General features: G+C 43.8%; 7 protein-coding genes. All 7 read left to right on the forward strand.

Annotated elements, in window-relative coordinates; translation table 11 throughout:
• Positions 1-217: 217 nt before the first annotated feature.
• The 7 genes from M6D81_RS22085 to M6D81_RS22115 all read left to right on the forward strand — a co-directional run bounded on the left by M6D81_RS22085 (position 218) and on the right by M6D81_RS22115 (position 16,432).
• The gene (locus tag M6D81_RS22085) at positions 218-2,461 is read left to right on the forward strand and encodes an AraC family transcriptional regulator (RefSeq protein ID WP_262679226.1); all 2,244 of its coding nucleotides are present in this window, start codon (positions 218-220) and stop codon (positions 2,459-2,461) included.
• 353 nt (positions 2,462-2,814) lie between these two features.
• Positions 2,815-3,789, forward strand: coding sequence for an ABC transporter permease (locus M6D81_RS22090; protein WP_262679227.1), 975 nt, complete (start codon positions 2,815-2,817; stop codon positions 3,787-3,789).
• Positions 3,790-3,835: 46 nt separating this feature from the next.
• The gene (locus M6D81_RS22095) at positions 3,836-4,711 is read left to right on the forward strand and encodes a carbohydrate ABC transporter permease (protein ID WP_262679228.1); all 876 of its coding nucleotides are present in this window, start codon (positions 3,836-3,838) and stop codon (positions 4,709-4,711) included.
• Positions 4,712-4,832: 121 nt separating this feature from the next.
• Positions 4,833-6,497, forward strand: coding sequence for an extracellular solute-binding protein (locus tag M6D81_RS22100; RefSeq protein WP_262679229.1), 1,665 nt, complete (start codon positions 4,833-4,835; stop codon positions 6,495-6,497).
• Between the two features lie 122 nt (positions 6,498-6,619).
• Positions 6,620-11,011 carry an OmpL47-type beta-barrel domain-containing protein gene (locus M6D81_RS22105; protein WP_262679230.1) on the forward strand — a complete coding sequence of 1,464 codons (4,392 nt, stop codon included), beginning with the start codon at positions 6,620-6,622 and terminating at the stop codon, positions 11,009-11,011.
• Between the two features lie 526 nt (positions 11,012-11,537).
• Positions 11,538-14,009 (forward strand): hypothetical protein, encoded by a 2,472-nt coding sequence (locus M6D81_RS22110; protein WP_262679231.1) that lies wholly within the window; start codon positions 11,538-11,540, stop codon positions 14,007-14,009.
• Positions 14,010-14,086: 77 nt separating this feature from the next.
• Positions 14,087-16,432 carry a helix-turn-helix domain-containing protein gene (locus M6D81_RS22115; protein WP_262679232.1) on the forward strand — a complete coding sequence of 782 codons (2,346 nt, stop codon included), beginning with the start codon at positions 14,087-14,089 and terminating at the stop codon, positions 16,430-16,432.
• Positions 16,433-16,465: the final 33 nt, after the last annotated feature.

A 16,465-nucleotide genomic window follows, 5' to 3' on the forward strand; every position in this document is an offset into this window, starting at 1 on the left:
GTTTGATCAGGGTACTGTTGCAAAAATTCGTGCGGCGAATTGAAAACGGACGGGTTTATTGCGCGTGTCTGTCTAGATTCAGAGAGGGGAGACTGGTTGATGTTAGTCTGCACAACGGAAGCTAGCTTCCTGCATTATCGAGGTGTTTGTTGCAATTTTATTCGCAGTAATAATAATATAGGTTCCCTAAATCAGAACTAAATAAAGGGGGTAGTTTATGCTGTTGCGTAAGCCATGGTTCAAGAAGCTTCTCCTTTCCTACCTGCCTTTGTTTATGGGAATTTCGCTGATTTTGATTCTAATTTTTGTTCTGGCAGCGATCGAGGAAGGCAAGCGTGAAGCGCAGCGGGCGAATCAATTGTTTGCTCGTCAGGTGTCGCAGTCTGTCGATTATTCTCTGCGTACAGTTGACCAGATGATGCTGAACGAATTGGGCCTTAACGAGATATGGCGTCAATTTTTTAATCCGCGAGCAGGCACAAATAAGTATTTAACAGAATATGAGCTGTCTAAAAAGCTATCAGGCATTGTGAATAACTATCCTTTGATCGACTCGGTCTATTTGGTGCGGTTCAGTGATCAGACTATCATGACCAACTATGCCATGCTAAGGCTGGACAATATGCTGGATAAGGATTTTATTGTAATGATGCAGCAGCAAGAGGCGAGTCATCGCTTCTGGACAAGTCCCCGGTATGTAAAAGGTTTAGGCACTCAAGCCCATAGATTGTTCTCGCTCTTTATCCGCTATCCGCTGTTGTCCGGAGATGAGGGCATGATGATTGTCAATTTGCAGACAGATGCGGTAGGGGATTTATTGGCGGGACTTTCAGGTTCGGATCTGAACTTCGTCTTGATCTGCGATGAGGCGGGGAACTTGGTGGCAGGATCAACAGGCAAGCAAGCGATTCATACGGAAGATGAGATCGGATGTAAGCGGAAGAACATGATCTCCATGGTCCAATCAGATTACACAGGCTGGACGGTTTATAGCGGTATGAACAATGGAGGATATGCTGCAGTGTATACAGTTCCCTCCAGCGTATGGATTACGCTGGCGATTCTCGTTGTGCTTGTCGGGACAGCAGCAATGATCTATTTGACAGCACGCAACTATAAGCCAATCGGGAAAATTATGGAGCGGATTGAAGGCAACGACAGCATCAATTTGTCCACGCTGCGCAGCGGCGGCAAGGATGAGCTGTCGTTCATCGAGCGCGCCTTGGATGATTTGATCAAACAAACAGGCGAGGATGTTATCTTTAGGCGCAAGCTCTTTTTTCAAGAACTGTTCCAGGGGAATCGTATTATTGCTCAAGAGGAGTGGGAGGAACAGACGCGTTGCATGGGCTGGAAGAGCCCGTCCGAACGGCTCCAGGCAAGTATTATGGATATTGACCGCTATGATGACTTTTGCTTAAGCTACAGCGAGCGGGACCGCGGATTAATAAGGTTTGCCCTTATAAATGTTGTATCCGAGCTGGTCCAGCAGCAAGGACTGAATATTTGGTCAGAGTGGATTTCGAATCAGCGCATGGGAATTTTGATTTCATTGGATACGAAAGATATTAGTGAATATGAGCTCTCCTTTATTCGGGTTATGAATGGGATGGTGCAGTGGGTGAAAGACAATCTGCATATTACCGTTACCATTACAGCAGGAGTTACAGTAGATCAAGCAGCTGATATTGGAATATCGTATGAAAGCGCGATAGAAGCATTAAAATATAAGTCGGTAATCGGCAATAACCGTGTAATCACTCAATTGGATCTTCCTGTTCAATCTGCGGGGGATGTGTACCATCAATTGCAGCCTATTCGTGCCATGGTGACTGCCTTTCGGCTTGGCGAGGAAAAATGGAGCGAGCTGCTTGAGCAAATAATGGGCGGCTTCGCTAAAAATCTGTTCTCGAGAGACGATATTGTCAATCTGATGAACTATATGCTCTATCAGTTTAACCGCGAATTAATCGAGCTGCCGGAAGACATTCGCCTCTATTGGGAAGATATAGCTGCACCCGCGCTTGAACTGGCAGTTAATCGTATGGAAACGTTGGATGAGTTATCCTCTGAGATTATGATCATCATGCATGAGCAGGCTTCTTTGATTCAGCAAGTTCGGGAGCAAAGAGCCTCTCATTCGATGATTCAAGAGGTGTGTATCTTTATTAAAGAGCATTACCATAATCCGGATATGTCGCTAACCTATATAGGCGAACAATTTCATATTAAGTCCAACTATATGAGTCGTTTGTTTAAGGAAGAGACCGGCGAAAACTTTGTGGATTATTTAGCCCGTATCCGAATTGAACAGGCAATGCATTTGCTCAAGGAAACTGAGCTGCCGGTTCAAGAGATTGCCGGTATGGTTGGATATAGCCATTATGTATCTTTCAATCGTGTGTTCAAAAAAATAGCCGGTGCCACACCGGGAGATTACCGCAGGGAGGCCGTCCGCTAGGACGGTCTTTTTTGAATTATAGGAAAGTGTAAGTTTTCTCCACTTGACCTATAATTCTCGGAACGAAACGCGCAGCGCTGCCAAAGGAGGGCGACAGTCGTTTCACCTTGATGTTCAAAGGAAGACATATGCACAAGAGCCATAGATGCAACGGCCTTCGGCTGGATTGCTGCCGAAAGAAGATGTTATCTTGCAAAAAAGGCTATGTGGCCCGGAATTAAGCGTCTTATTTATAGATTCCAATTCTGTTATCTGATGCAATAGGTGTTAGTTGCCGCTGTCAATATAGGGCATCTATAATGCAATTGTATCGACCAGGCAGATGCAACATGAATTAGAAAGGTGGAGCTTTTATGAGGGGAGATCAACTGGAATCCGGGCCTGCAGCGGCTCAGCTTAATCAGCCGTCCATAAAGGACGGCAAACGCTTGGCTAGCAGCAGAAGATGGAATTTGAATAAGCCGTTAATCATAATGTTCATTCCGGTTGCTGCTTATTTTATTATCTTCAAATACATTCCGATGATGGGCATTGTGATCGCTTTCAAAGATTACAACATGGCGGATGGGATATGGGGAAGCCCTTGGGTAGGATTGGAGAATTACAAGTATTTATTTAGTAATCCGCAAATGATGAATGTCATCCGCAACACATTTATATTGAGTCTGTTAAATGTCTTTGTTGGATTCCCGTTTCCAATTGTGCTGGCTATATTGCTTAATGAAGTACGCAAAGCATGGTTTAAAAAATGGGTACAAACATTGGTCTATTTACCGCATTTTTTAAATTGGGTCATTGTCGGCGGTTTGATTGTTATGGTATTTGCACAAGAGACCGGTATTGTTAATCAGTTGGTGAAAGCAGTAACGGGAGATGTTTACCCGTTTTTGTATAAACACTTTACTTGGCTTTCGATCTATGCCGGTTCTACTATTTGGAAGGGAGCGGGCTGGAGCGCCATTATTTATTTGGCTGCGCTGACCGCTATAGATACTAGTCTCTACGAGGCAGCTAGTATCGACGGTGCCAACAAATGGCGAAAAATATGGCATGTCACCTTGCCCGGAATACAAACAACAGTCGTGCTGATGTTTATTTTGAACATTGGCCACGTCATGGAGGTTGGCTTTGATCAAGTGTTCGTCCTGCAAAATGCGCTTGTTTCCGATATTTCTGAAGTTATCAGCACATGGAACTTCAAATATGGACTTGGTACCGGGGAATTCAGTTATGGTACTGCATTGGGGCTGTTTGAATCACTGATTGGCCTGGTGCTTGTGTTAACCGCAAATGCGATTGCACGCAAGTTTGACCAGGGAATGTGGTAAAACGATAAGGCTAAGCTGAAGTAATAATTGTAGGGAGAGATTAAGAATGAAGGATTCTTTGGGAGAACGGGGTTTCTATACCGTTAATTTTGTCATACTGACTGCCGCAGGACTTGTTTGCCTGTTGCCCCTGCTTCATATTTTGGCTGTATCGCTCAGCAGTAACACGGCTATTGCGACAGGGAAGGTCAGCTTATGGCCTGTCGAACCTTCATGGCGGGCTTACGCGAGTATGATTGAGGGGACGAATATTGTAAGGGCGTTTCAGAACAGTTTGTTCATAACAGCAGCAGGTACAGCCTTTAATATGCTGCTTACGATTTTGGCTGCCTATCCTTTGTCCAAAAGGCAATTTTACCTCAGACGTTTTTTTACGCTGTCGCTTGTGTTTACGATGCTATTCAAGGCAGGGCTTATTCCCGATTATATGCTGGTAAAGTCGCTGCATTTGGTCGATAGCTATTGGGCATTGTGGCTGCCGGGACTTATTAGCGTCTACAATATGCTGTTATTACGCTCTTTCTTTACAGCAATTCCCGAGGAACTGGAGGACGCAGCAAGAATGGACGGCTGCAGTGAGTGGAAGCTGATTCTAAGAATTATCCTTCCATTGTCCTTGCCGGTTATTGCGACATTGACATTGTTTTATGGGGTTGCGCACTGGAATTCTTTTTTCAACGTGATGATCTATATTAATGATTCGAATAAGTACAACCTTTCCGTCTTGGTTCAAAATATGATTCAGAGTTCAACTCTCTTAACAGAAATGAGCAATTTAAATCCGGAAGATTACCAGATGCTCACGCCAGAATCTATTAAATCGGCAAGTGTTATTGTCATGACGCTTCCTATGCTGGTGATTTACCCATTCCTGCAAAAGTATTTTGTCAAAGGCGTTATGCTTGGCGCAGTGAAAGGATAGGACCAAGGAATGAAATGGCGTGAAAGGGGTGATGCGCAACACAAATAAGGATGTTTATTTTGCCGTATGATTTTCATTTATATTTAATTGTAAGGGACAATGAGACGATGGAGGGGTTTGCATGAGTAAAAGGAAGTTGAAATCGTTATCGACAGCTTTGGCATTGACAGCAATATTGGCGACGGGAGCGGTTCTGTCCGGTTGCAGCGGAAATAATGGGGCGGGAGGCAATAATCAACAGCCTGCGGCCACCGGACAAACTGAACAGCAAACAGATGAAGGGCAAGCAACAGAAACGGAAAAGCGCGGACAGATAAGTGTGACGATCTATGATCGCGGTCAGATATCTCCTGATGAAGGGACTTATGGCAACAACCGTTGGACAAAATGGGTTAACGAGAACGGACCGGTTGATGTTGACTATGTGCCTATTCCGAGAGCGGGGTCGGATCAGAAAATTCCGGTGCTCTTTGCATCAGGCAGTGCCCCGGACCTTGTACTGGAGTATAGTGCTGTGATGCGCAACCAGTTATGGGCGCAAAAGCAATTAATGCCATTGGATGATATTATTGAAAACTACAGCACCAACTACAAAAAACTACTTGAGCAATTTCCGCAGTTGAAACAAGTCTCGGCAATGCCGGATGGAAAAACGTATCAAATAGGTCTAGTAAACAAGCCAACAGCACTTACTGTTATGGTTATTAGAAAAGATTGGTTGGATAAATTGGGGCTAAAAGTACCGGAAACAATTGACGAGTTCTATGAGACAGCCTATGCTTTTGCACATCAAGATCCTGATGGCAACAAGAAGGATGATACTTATGGATTTAACATGAATCAGCATACTATTATCGACAAAATGTTTGGCAGTGAGCTGTTTATTATCGAAAACGGTGAATTGGTCAGACAGTTTGATCGTATTAAGCCAGCAGCAGAAGTGAAGAAAAAATTGTTTGAGAATGGAGTAGTTGATAAAGATTTTCTAACGGACAAGACCGGACAAAAAGCACAACAAGATTTTGCTAACGGAAAAACAGGCATTTTTGTAGACACCGTGGTCAATGTCAAGAAGAACTATGAAATTTTGAAAAAGAATGCTCCTAATGTAGAAATTATTCCGATTCTTCTTCCGGAAACATCTTATGGGAAGTACAGTCCCGACTTTGGTTCACCGATTGATGTAGTAGGAGTAGTAAATGCGAATGCGAAAAATCCGCAGGCCGTTATGCAGTATATTGACTTCATGATTGAAACGTCTACGGTGGAGCACTTTCTTAATGGGGAAGAGGGGGTGCACTATACTAAAGGGGCGGATGGTGCGCCTGAAGTAATTGATAGAGAGAAGAATGCAAAGGAAATGGACTACAACGCCGACTATCGAATGTTTATGTCGAAATACGCAATAAAGGAATACCAGAAGGACGGTGTTTCTTTAAGTTCCAAAGATCCTTTCGACCAGGAATGGATTAAAATTTCACGACAGATGGATGAAATGTATATTGATCCGAGTCGGCCTGTACCAGGGTATACCCATTTCAAAATCCGACCGAACTTGGAAAAGGATATTAACGCAACTGTTGATGGAGGCTGGACGCAATGGCATGACACTATTATGAAAGCTGTGGTAAGTAATGGAGATCTGGATCAAGCGGTGAAAGAGATCAAGGACGCGTGGTATAATACCGGCGGGCAAAAAGCGGAAGATTGGCATAAAAAATGGTATCAGGAAAACAAAGACAAGTGGGTATTCATGGAGGATCTTTACAAAATGAAGTTCGACTAAACTAGCATCAATCTGTCTGGAAACGAGCCGAATTGTATTCATTGCCTATCAATTTGGCTCGTTTTTCCTTACTATATTCGCATTTCTATTTCGCAAAATGATAACAAATTAAGAGTAAAGGAATGAAGAAGATGAAGCTAATCAAACATAGAAAAATGCGTGAAGTTATTACAGCAGTATTGACTTTGGTGCTGCTTTTCACCTCTGTTGGCTCGGTACTAGCAGATGATGGGGCTGTCACTGCAAATATGAACGTAGAGAACAAGGAACTCGGCAATTTTAAGGAAGATTTCAATTATTGGAAATTCGAAAATGGACCGGAGTTTCCGGGAGCCGTCGGTTTTTTTCAACAAGAGCAAGGGACAGATATGAGCATTGGAACAGATGGTTATATAGCGAAAATGATGGGTGATTTTACGAATGGGGGGCTGTATGTGGCTGCCCGCCGTCCCTTAGATTGGCTTGATATTAAGAAGTTGGACCTCCGCGTGAAAACAGAGGATTCCTCCTTTGTTCGTCTGCGTATGATTGATAACACAGGGCAGGTTCACCAGCAGAAACTTGCATTAACTGCGAATGGCCAGTATGAGAATATTGAGGTCAACGTATTTAACGGCGGAATTGACTATTCAAGCTGGGGCGGTGCCAATGACGGCATCTGGCATGCGCCTGCCAAAGAAATTGTACTTATTCTGGATCGTAAGGATCTAATAGGTGGTAAAAAAATCGGGCAGATTCAGGTCAGTGATGTAACCGCTTTCGTTCCGATGCCGCCGCTCAGGCTTAACCAAACGAAGCTCGGCAATATTTTTATACAAGGGGAACAGCCGATTATAGAAGCAGTAACAGCTGGTGACGAAATAGCCTGGCGGGCTGTGAATTTTGGGGGCATCCAAGTGGCGGAGGGCACGATTCCAGCTCCTGCAGGAACAGCCTCAATTGCAATACCGGTGACGGTGAACGGCTATTACTCCCTGCAGGTAACCGCCTTGCAAAGCGGAGCTCAGTTGGCGACGACGGAAACGTCATTTGCGATGCTTGAGCCGTTTGACATTAACCAGTTTGACGACTCCCCTTTTGGGCTGGCCACACATTTCGGACAGACATGGAATACGGAACTGATCTCCTTGATCAGCAAGCTAGGAGCCAAGACGATTCGGGATGAGATTTATTGGAAAGATGTGGAGAAGGCGCTAGGACAGTATGAGTTTCCGGCTAAGTACAACGATTATATGAATGCGATTGAGCAGAGCGGAATCAAGCCGTTTATCGTGTTATCTTATGGTAATCCACTCTATGACGAGGGGAAAAAACCATATACTGATGCTGGACATAATGGTTTCGCAAACTACGGAAATTCTATTCTGAATCAATATCCGACTCTGGTCGATGCTGTGGAAGTTTACAATGAATTCAATCACGGTTTGGGAGAACACAATAACAGCCAGCATTATTTGCCGTTGCTTGAAGCAACTTATGAAAAACTCAAATCACAGCATTCAACTGTTACAGTTGTCGGACCTGCCACTGCGGGGGCTCCTACTGCTTGGATTGAGGAGTTATTCCAACTTGGCGGACTGCAGTACTTGGATGCCATATCCATTCATCCATACCGCTACCCTCTTTCCCCTGAAAGTGGATTGGTTGGAGATTTAAACAGAGTTCAAAATTTAATTAAAAAGTATAACAATCAACAAACAAAACCAATTTGGCTCAGTGAGCTGGGCTGGCCATCTCACCAAGGGTCTGAGGGTGTCAGTGAGCAAGTTCAAGCAAATTATTTAACCAAAAGTTATGTGTTGGCACTCGCTAACGGTGTTGAAAAATATTTCTGGTACGATTTTATGGATGATGGAATATTGAATACTGAAAGAGAGCAGAACTTTGGTATTGTTCGCAATGCTACAAGTCCATACGGCAAATATGCACCTAAACCTTCCTATGTAGCTTACGGGGTAATGGCAAGACAATTGAGCGTGGCAAAATTTGAACAAAAGGAAACTATACATGACTCAATTAATAGCTTTTTGTTTAATGATCACAACGAGGATATCCGGGCCATGTGGTCTTCGGAGCCAACACTAATTACTTTAAAAGCATCTACTCCTATTATCGTGACTGATATGATGGGGGTTGCTCAAAGCTTCGCTCCTGACCATAACAATACTATCTACCTATCGCTTTCTGAACAGCCCATTTATGTTCGTGGAGAGCTTACTGAGGTAGCTGCTGGCAGCCAATTTATTCTTTCTGACGGTGAAGCCGTAATTGGCGAGCCGATTATAATGAAGCTTCAGGTGAACAATACGACCCCTGCTGCCAAGCCGATCGATGCTGTACTGAAAATCGGAGAACTGAACTATCCGGTGAAGACGGCTGCCGGTGTGCGCGAGGAAATCAGCATCACCTTGCCGCCACAACAAGAAGCAGGCATATGGCCTGTAGCGGCAGAGTTGATGATGAATGGCGAGGTTATCGGCAGGCTGGATGCACAAATGCATATTAAGTGGCCTTTTACCTTGCAGGCTAGGCATCAGTGGGATGAGAAGCGGAATAATGAATTTCTGCGTGTTACGATCAGCAATCAATCAGGAACCCCACAGTCTGTAGACAGCCTTGTATGGAGTATCGGCGCAAGCAATGGGACCGAACAGCTTGAGAAGTCAGTTCCAGGCCGTTCAAGCATTGAAGTGCTGCTGCCATTAAGTGAGCTTGACGGACCCAAAACCTACGATCTTGAGCTGAAGCTGCACGCACAGCAAAATGAAATTCTGAGTTATAATGGCAAGGTTGTTATTCCGGATAAAACTGCTGTGACTGAAATGCCAATGCAGATGATCAAAATTGACGGAACGCTTGATGAGGTCACAGATATACCTGTAATCGATATAATGAAGGAGGGCAACAATCGATTATCGCCATATAATGGCGAAGCGGATTTAAGCGGTCAGGCATGGCTGAGCTGGGATAAGCAAAATTTATATTTCAGCGCACGAATTCAGGATGATATTTTCTCACAGAAGGCTGTAGGCGATCAGATTTGGGAAGGAGACAGCATTCAATTTGCATTGGCGGCTGGTTATCCGGGAGAGCGTCAGGAGCGATTCGAATATGGGATCGCATTGACACCGGAAGGACCTCAAATTTACAGCTGGTATGCGCATGGGAGAAGTCCCGGCGCCCAAAATGGGCAGCTGGTTGTTAAACGTGACGATGACAAGCAGCAAACCGTCTATGAGTTAGCCCTGCCTTGGGAAGAAATTAGTCCGATCGATCCCGCAGACGGATTGTTCAGCTTCTCCTTTCTCGTCAATGATAATGATGGTCAAGGGAGAAAGGGGTATGTCGAGTGGGGATCAGGGATCGGCACTGCCAAGAACCCAGCACTTTTCAAACCGGTAAGGCTGACAGGAGCAGAGAATGAACCATCAGCAGTTATGACGCCATCCGAGCCGGATGGTTTGGACGGATGGTACACAGTGCCAGTTACGATGGCATTGTCGACCTCCGGGAAAGCGGAATATAGTCTGAACGGCGGGGCTGCATGGCATTCCTATACTTCTCCGATCGTCTTAGATCAGGATGGCGTTCATGTGATAAATTACCGTTCAACAAACGCTGCCGGAATGATCGGGGCAATCCAAACGGTCACGGTAAACATCGATAGGACGGCTCCGGCAGATGCAATCTTTGCTGCAGATATCACAGCACCGACCAATGCCGATGTCACCTTAACGATTAGCTATCCGGATGACGCTGCTGTGAAAGAATTCAAAGTGGGCGCAAATGGCACATGGACTACGTACGGGGAGCCAATGGTTGTTTCGTCTAACGACACGGTATATGCAAGAGGTATGGATGCTGCAGGCAACGTATCGAATGTAACCAATTATGTAGTAAGCAACATCAATAAGATTGCCCCTGTAACAGTCGCAAAGTTAAGTCCGGCTGCACCTAACGGCAGCAACAACTGGTATACGACCGATGTTTCGATCAGCTTATCCGTAAGCGCCAATGTATACGGAGGGGGGACGTCAACCGAATACCAGGTGAATGACGGGGCTTGGATTGCTTACACCGGTTCCATTCCTGCCTTCGGTGAAGGGACTTATAAGTTCGGTTACCGCAGCAAGGATCAAGCAGGCAACATAGAACAGGTCAAAACCATCGAGTTTAAAGTTGACAAAACGGCGCCATCACTATTCGTCCATTTGGATAAGACGTCCATATGGCCGGCGAATCACAAAATGGTTACGATTCATGCCACCCTAAATTCGAGTGATGATACATCGGGTGTTGAATCTGTGGTGTTAACCTCCATCACGATCAATCACTCGGATAGCGGTCAAGGCGACATTGATGCTAATCTTGGTACAGAGGCCACTTCATTTAGTTTACGCGCTGAAAAAGGGCGTACCTATACGATCACCTACATGGCAACCGACAATGCGGGCAACCAAACGGTTTCTTCTGCAACTGTCACAGTGCCTCATGATCAATCAGGAAATCATTAACAGAGTAGGGCCCTCAAAATAGATTTAAAACACTAAAATATACCCGAAAAACATATAAAACTCACCTAATGTTATGGGCGGCATGATGTAACCCATCAAGCCAAAGCCCTTATATAGAAAGCGAAACGGGACCTTTCGGGGTCCCGTTTCACTTATAAAATCACGAAAAAGTCACATTACTTGCAAATTGGTGTCCTTCAGAATGGTAATTTCATTATGAATCGTAATGACGATCATAAGCTAAAAGGCGAGCAGCTCCTGCTCGCCTTTTTTCCATTATTAGCGTATAAGTTCCGGGCTCCCCGCAAAGTACCCCAGTAAGCTTGGAAGTAGAGCCCCACTTCCAGAACCTGTAGAATCAAAAAAATGAAGTAATGAAGAAATAATGAATCATTGAAAAAAAATGCATCATGCATAATGTGGAAATGTGAATCCTCAGATGGAATGATGATTATTTCAATTAAGGTTGAATTGGGCTAGCTTTAGGTTATGCGAGATACACCAAATATCAGGAGGAGTTTGAGAAATGACCGATGGATGGAGGAATAACCTGGAGCTATGCGAATTCTCCGAAGCGAGTATTTTTTTATCGGACTCTGTGTCTGTTAGAGGCCGGCATGCGGTTCGTATACTAATTGAAGAAATTGAACGAAGAACGGGTATTCACTTACCTGTTTTAGATTCTGTTCCTGTCGATCAACGGCCGATCATCTCTATTACAATGATCCATTCCCAAGGTTCCTCCGGCGACAGCACTTACTCATCATCCCCAGTCTATGGTCAGGAAGGCTACCGAATTAAGATAAGTCATTCGAGCGCAAGACGGTTAATCGAAATTGAATCGGCGGATGACAGAGGGATGCTGTATGGTGTTGGAAAGCTGCTAAGAATGATGTATCTGACAAAAAACAAAATCGAAGTTCCAACTGATGTGGACTTGGCGGAAACCCCGCATTTTTCCCTGCGAGGACATCAATTGGGCTACAGACCCAAAACGAATGCCTATGACGCCTGGACGCCTGAAATCTATTCGCAGTATATTAGAGAGCTTGCATTGTTCGGGACGAATAGTATCGAACTTGTACCGCCAATCACCGACGATGAAAGAACAGGACCGCTAATGAAGGTTGACCCGTTGTTTATGATGCGTCATGTTTCGGAGGTGTGCGATGTAATGGATTTGGATGTGTGGATCTGGTACCCGAATATGGGAAGTCCGGATAACTGGTATCCCGCAACTGGAAATGATGAGGAGTTTATGAAGCCAGAATACTTGAAGCGGCAATTGGAAGAACGAGAAGAGATATTCAGTTCCTTGAAGCGCATTGATCATATTCTGGTCCCCGGCGGAGATCCCGGTGCATTAAACGCTCAGGATTTGTTTGATTTTATGGCTATGGAAGCAGAATTGCTAAATAAGTATCATCCGAATGCGAAGCTGTGGGTATCGCCGCAAGCTTTCAATCCTACGGATGAATGGCTGGATACGTTCTATGCGAATGTGAGGAAAGAGCCTGCCTGGCTCGCTGGAGTCGCATTTGCGCCGTGGGAGAAGCATTCGTTGCCAGAATTGCGCAGATTGATCCCTGAGGGGATGAAGATTCGCAATTACCCGGATATTACGCATACGATCAACGCGCAGTACCCTGTGCACAACTGGGACACGGCATTTGCTTTGACTCATTCCAGAGAATGCATCAATCCTCGGCCAATGGCGATGAAGCATATTCATAATCAATTAAAGGACGAAGGAATTGTCGGTTCGCTTACTTATTCGGAGGGCATTAATGACGATGTGAATAAATATGTCTGGAGCGGGCAGGATTGGAACCCCGACACGCCTGTTTTGGAGACGCTGAGAGAATATGCCCGTTTCTTCATACATCCGGATGTGGAGTATAGTGTAGCTCATGGACTTCTTGCACTGGAACAAAACTTTGAAGGACCGATGATGACGAATCGTCAAATCCCGCACACATTGAATCAATGGAAGAAGATGGAGTGCAGAGTGGGTGACAATGTTTTACAAAACTATCGATTTGAATTGGGGCTGCTCAGAGCATATTATGATGCCTATGTCCAAAGAAGGCTTATCCATGAGCAGGAGCTGGAGCAGCGAGCAATGGAGGTGCTGTATCGAGCGAATGAGTCAGGGATTATGCCCGCAATGGAACAGGCAGAAGAAATTCTGAATCAGAAATATACACATCCGGTCTGCGTGGAATACAGAAAAAAATGTTTAGATTTAACAGACCGATTGTTTGCGCATATTGGCGCGCAGCTGACAGTGTCGAAGCATCATGGAGTCAGCATTACCCGGGGAGCCTTCGTAGAAGCGATAGACACTCCTCTTAATGACATGGCCTATCTTTTGTCAGCCTTCAACGTGATCAGAACCATGAAGGATGAGTCTTCAAGGGTAGAGGCCTTGGATGCAATCATTTATAGAACTGATCCTGGAGAAGGCGGGTTTTATAACAGCTTTGCAGCAGATCAGTCGTTATTAAAGGTTGAAATTGCCCATGAGTGGAAGGATGATCCTGGATATCTCAATACAGCGCTTATCAGACATAACCCGGGTTTGCTAGAAACGGCTTATTCCATTTTAAATGGCAGTAATTCGCATACATTGCTTAGCAGGGAAACGTTGAATCGTATTCTTCCTGGTTTAACAAGTCCGCCGCTTGCCTGGATATCCAATCTGTCTACTTATTATTCAGCTCCAGTCAAAGTAACCTATTCGAATTTGGACTGTCACAGCTCCTATACCTTGCAAGTCATGGGCCTGTGGGGAGGAGGCGTTGATATGCTGCTTAATGGCAAGAGTACGGCAGACGACAGTATAAAACACAGAGGACTGATGGAAACCTTTGAAGTAACTCCGGATATGATCCCGACCGGGGTACTAGAGATTGTTTGGGCTAATGAAGAATCAGGAATCGGACCTTATATCAACGAATTGTGGTTAAGAAAAAACAACAGTCTAGGACACGTTTAAAATAGATAATTTTCAAGGGATCGTGGTTTACTTAAGATAGATCTAACTACTGATTTATCAAAGTTGAGGGGTATCTTATGAAAGCCAATCGATTGTTTTACCGCATCCTGTTTTATTTTCTCACATTGCTCGTTCCGTTGTTAATTGTGTCTTTTATCTTTTACGGATATCAGACCATGCAGGCCAAACAGGAAGACTCAAAAAAAATAGTGCACTACTTGCAGTCATCAGCGAAAACCGTTGATCTGTATTTGAGATCTGTGCATGAAGTCAGTCTTGGCCTGCTTCGCAACAAGGCGATTGTAACTGTCCTAAGACCTTACGATATGCTGACACTGGAACAAAGAGTGCAAATGTCGGACATATCAAGAACGATTGCGCAATCCGAAAATATTATTGCCGAGTTTACGGAAGATATCTTTTTATACGTGGATCACGAACGGATTTATACTGTAGGCGGCGCTGATGAATTCTCCCTTTATTTCGAAAAGTTCTACGTGCATCAGAAGTACCCTGTTGATTTTTGGAAAGGCTTGCTTGACCGGCAAGAGTCTTTTGAGATTCTTTCCCCGACCCTGGTCTCGACTAATGGCCAAGGGAAGGGGCGGGTCATTCCTTTTATTGTGAAATCGTACGTGAACAGTCATGATGCTGTAGTGTCTGCCAATTTATCCGAAAACAATATATTAAAAATATTTACGGAAAACTCCATTTTTAGAGAAAGTGATTTTTTTGTTATAAATGAAAACGAGCAATTGATGCTTAGCAGCAACTCTGCATTCATTGACGAGCATTCATTGGACCAATTGAATTATGCATTTGACAAACATGATAAGACTTATCGGGAAATTCGCTTTCGCGACAACATGTATTTGCTAGCCTATGTAAACTCTGAAAGATACGGATGGAAGTATTATTCGTTGACTCCACTCAGCGCGCTGGATCAGGAAGCACGAAGCATATTTGGATTCGTTGTGGCAATTAGTGTAACTTTCTTAATTCTTGGTGTGGTGTTTTCATTTATTTTTAGTATGAAAATTTATAATCCTATCCGAAAAATTAGCGAGATTGTGAACGGGTTCGAAGATTTGGATGAAAGGATAAACTATAAAAATGATTTCGAGTATATCGGTATGAATATTAAACAAATGCATGATAAAAGCGCTCAAATTAAAAAACAAAGTTCGCAAATCTCTCGCGAGTTTCTCGACTACACTTTTTACGATCTGTTTATGGGGAGGTCGGTCGAACCGGATACATTGAACATTTTGAACAACATTCTTAAAGATGAATGGCATTTTTCCGGAAATCGCTATGTTTGCCTGAACGTCTGGTTTCAATTTTCGGAAGCGTTTTATCAGGAAGTTCAGGATACGGATCGTTTAATTATTTTAAGCAAGCTTAATAATGTCGTCACTGCCTTGAGTCGTGAATTTGCTCATGCATATGTACAGGAATACAACGATCTTCTCTTTGTTTGTGTGGTCAATATGGAGGAAGGCAATGAAAAAGGAGTGCTGGACAATATTATTCGTCATATATATGACACTTTTTCGTTCGATTTCAAGTATTGCCGGATTATCATTGGAAGCGGTCGATTTTGTACAGAACTGTCTGATTTAACGCATTCTTTCAACGAAGCGATGACAGCGCTGCAACGCCGTAATGCACAAGAAAAGTTTCAAGTTATTCCTGCCGAGGCGACCAAGCTTGAGAATTCATTTCTATATTCGTCTCAGGAGGAGAATCAACTGATTCATGCCATCAACTCTGGAGATTTGGAAGCGGTATCTAACCATGTTCGACTCATTATGGAGGAAAACCAAAAGAATAGCGCGTCATATCATGCGATGAACGGCTTGCACAACGAAATGATACGAACAGGATATAAGTTGATGACGGTAAAAGGCATGCATGACGAGCACATTTCGATTGAGGCCAAAACATATATTGCAAGTCCAGACAAGTTGATTATTCGATTCGAAGAGCAGTATGAGAAGCTTATGGCTTTTTATACTCACATGATTGAGGCAGAAAAGAATCAGAGTAATCATTTGAGCTCGATTGTGCTTACGACGATGGATTATATTCAGACACATCTGGAGCATGATTTGTATTTGGAAAAGATCTCTGAGCAAATGGGTATTTCAACGAAGTATTTGTCGAAAATTTTCAAAGAGCAAACCGGAAATAATTTAACGGATTATATCAGTTTTTTACGAATTTCCAAAGCAAAACAATTATTGATTGCATGTGATATCAGTATTAATGAGGTAGCTGAGAAAGTAGGCATATTCAACAGAACGACCTTTTTGCGGACATTTAAAAAGTACGAAGGAGTATCTCCTTTGGAGTTCAAGAAGCTTAATGAAATAAGAAAAGACAAAGCGTCTCTTCGAACAGAAAAGGGAAGTGATGAATGAATGAACAGTGAGGTTTGGCTTGCTTCCTCAAAG

The sequence above is a fragment of the Paenibacillus sp. J5C2022 genome (assembly GCF_025567625.1).
In the GTDB taxonomy this organism is placed as follows: domain Bacteria; phylum Bacillota; class Bacilli; order Paenibacillales; family Paenibacillaceae; genus Pristimantibacillus.

Coding starts and splice junctions, on each gene's coding strand:
- M6D81_RS22085 (WP_262679226.1), top strand. CDS start 218: ATGCTGTTGCGTAAGCCATGGTTCAAGAAGCTTCTCCTTTCCTACCTG.
- M6D81_RS22090 (WP_262679227.1), top strand. CDS start 2,815: ATGAGGGGAGATCAACTGGAATCCGGGCCTGCAGCGGCTCAGCTTAAT.
- M6D81_RS22095 (WP_262679228.1), top strand. CDS start 3,836: ATGAAGGATTCTTTGGGAGAACGGGGTTTCTATACCGTTAATTTTGTC.
- M6D81_RS22100 (WP_262679229.1), top strand. CDS start 4,833: ATGAGTAAAAGGAAGTTGAAATCGTTATCGACAGCTTTGGCATTGACA.
- M6D81_RS22105 (WP_262679230.1), top strand. CDS start 6,620: ATGAAGAAGATGAAGCTAATCAAACATAGAAAAATGCGTGAAGTTATT.
- M6D81_RS22110 (WP_262679231.1), top strand. CDS start 11,538: ATGACCGATGGATGGAGGAATAACCTGGAGCTATGCGAATTCTCCGAA.
- M6D81_RS22115 (WP_262679232.1), top strand. CDS start 14,087: ATGAAAGCCAATCGATTGTTTTACCGCATCCTGTTTTATTTTCTCACA.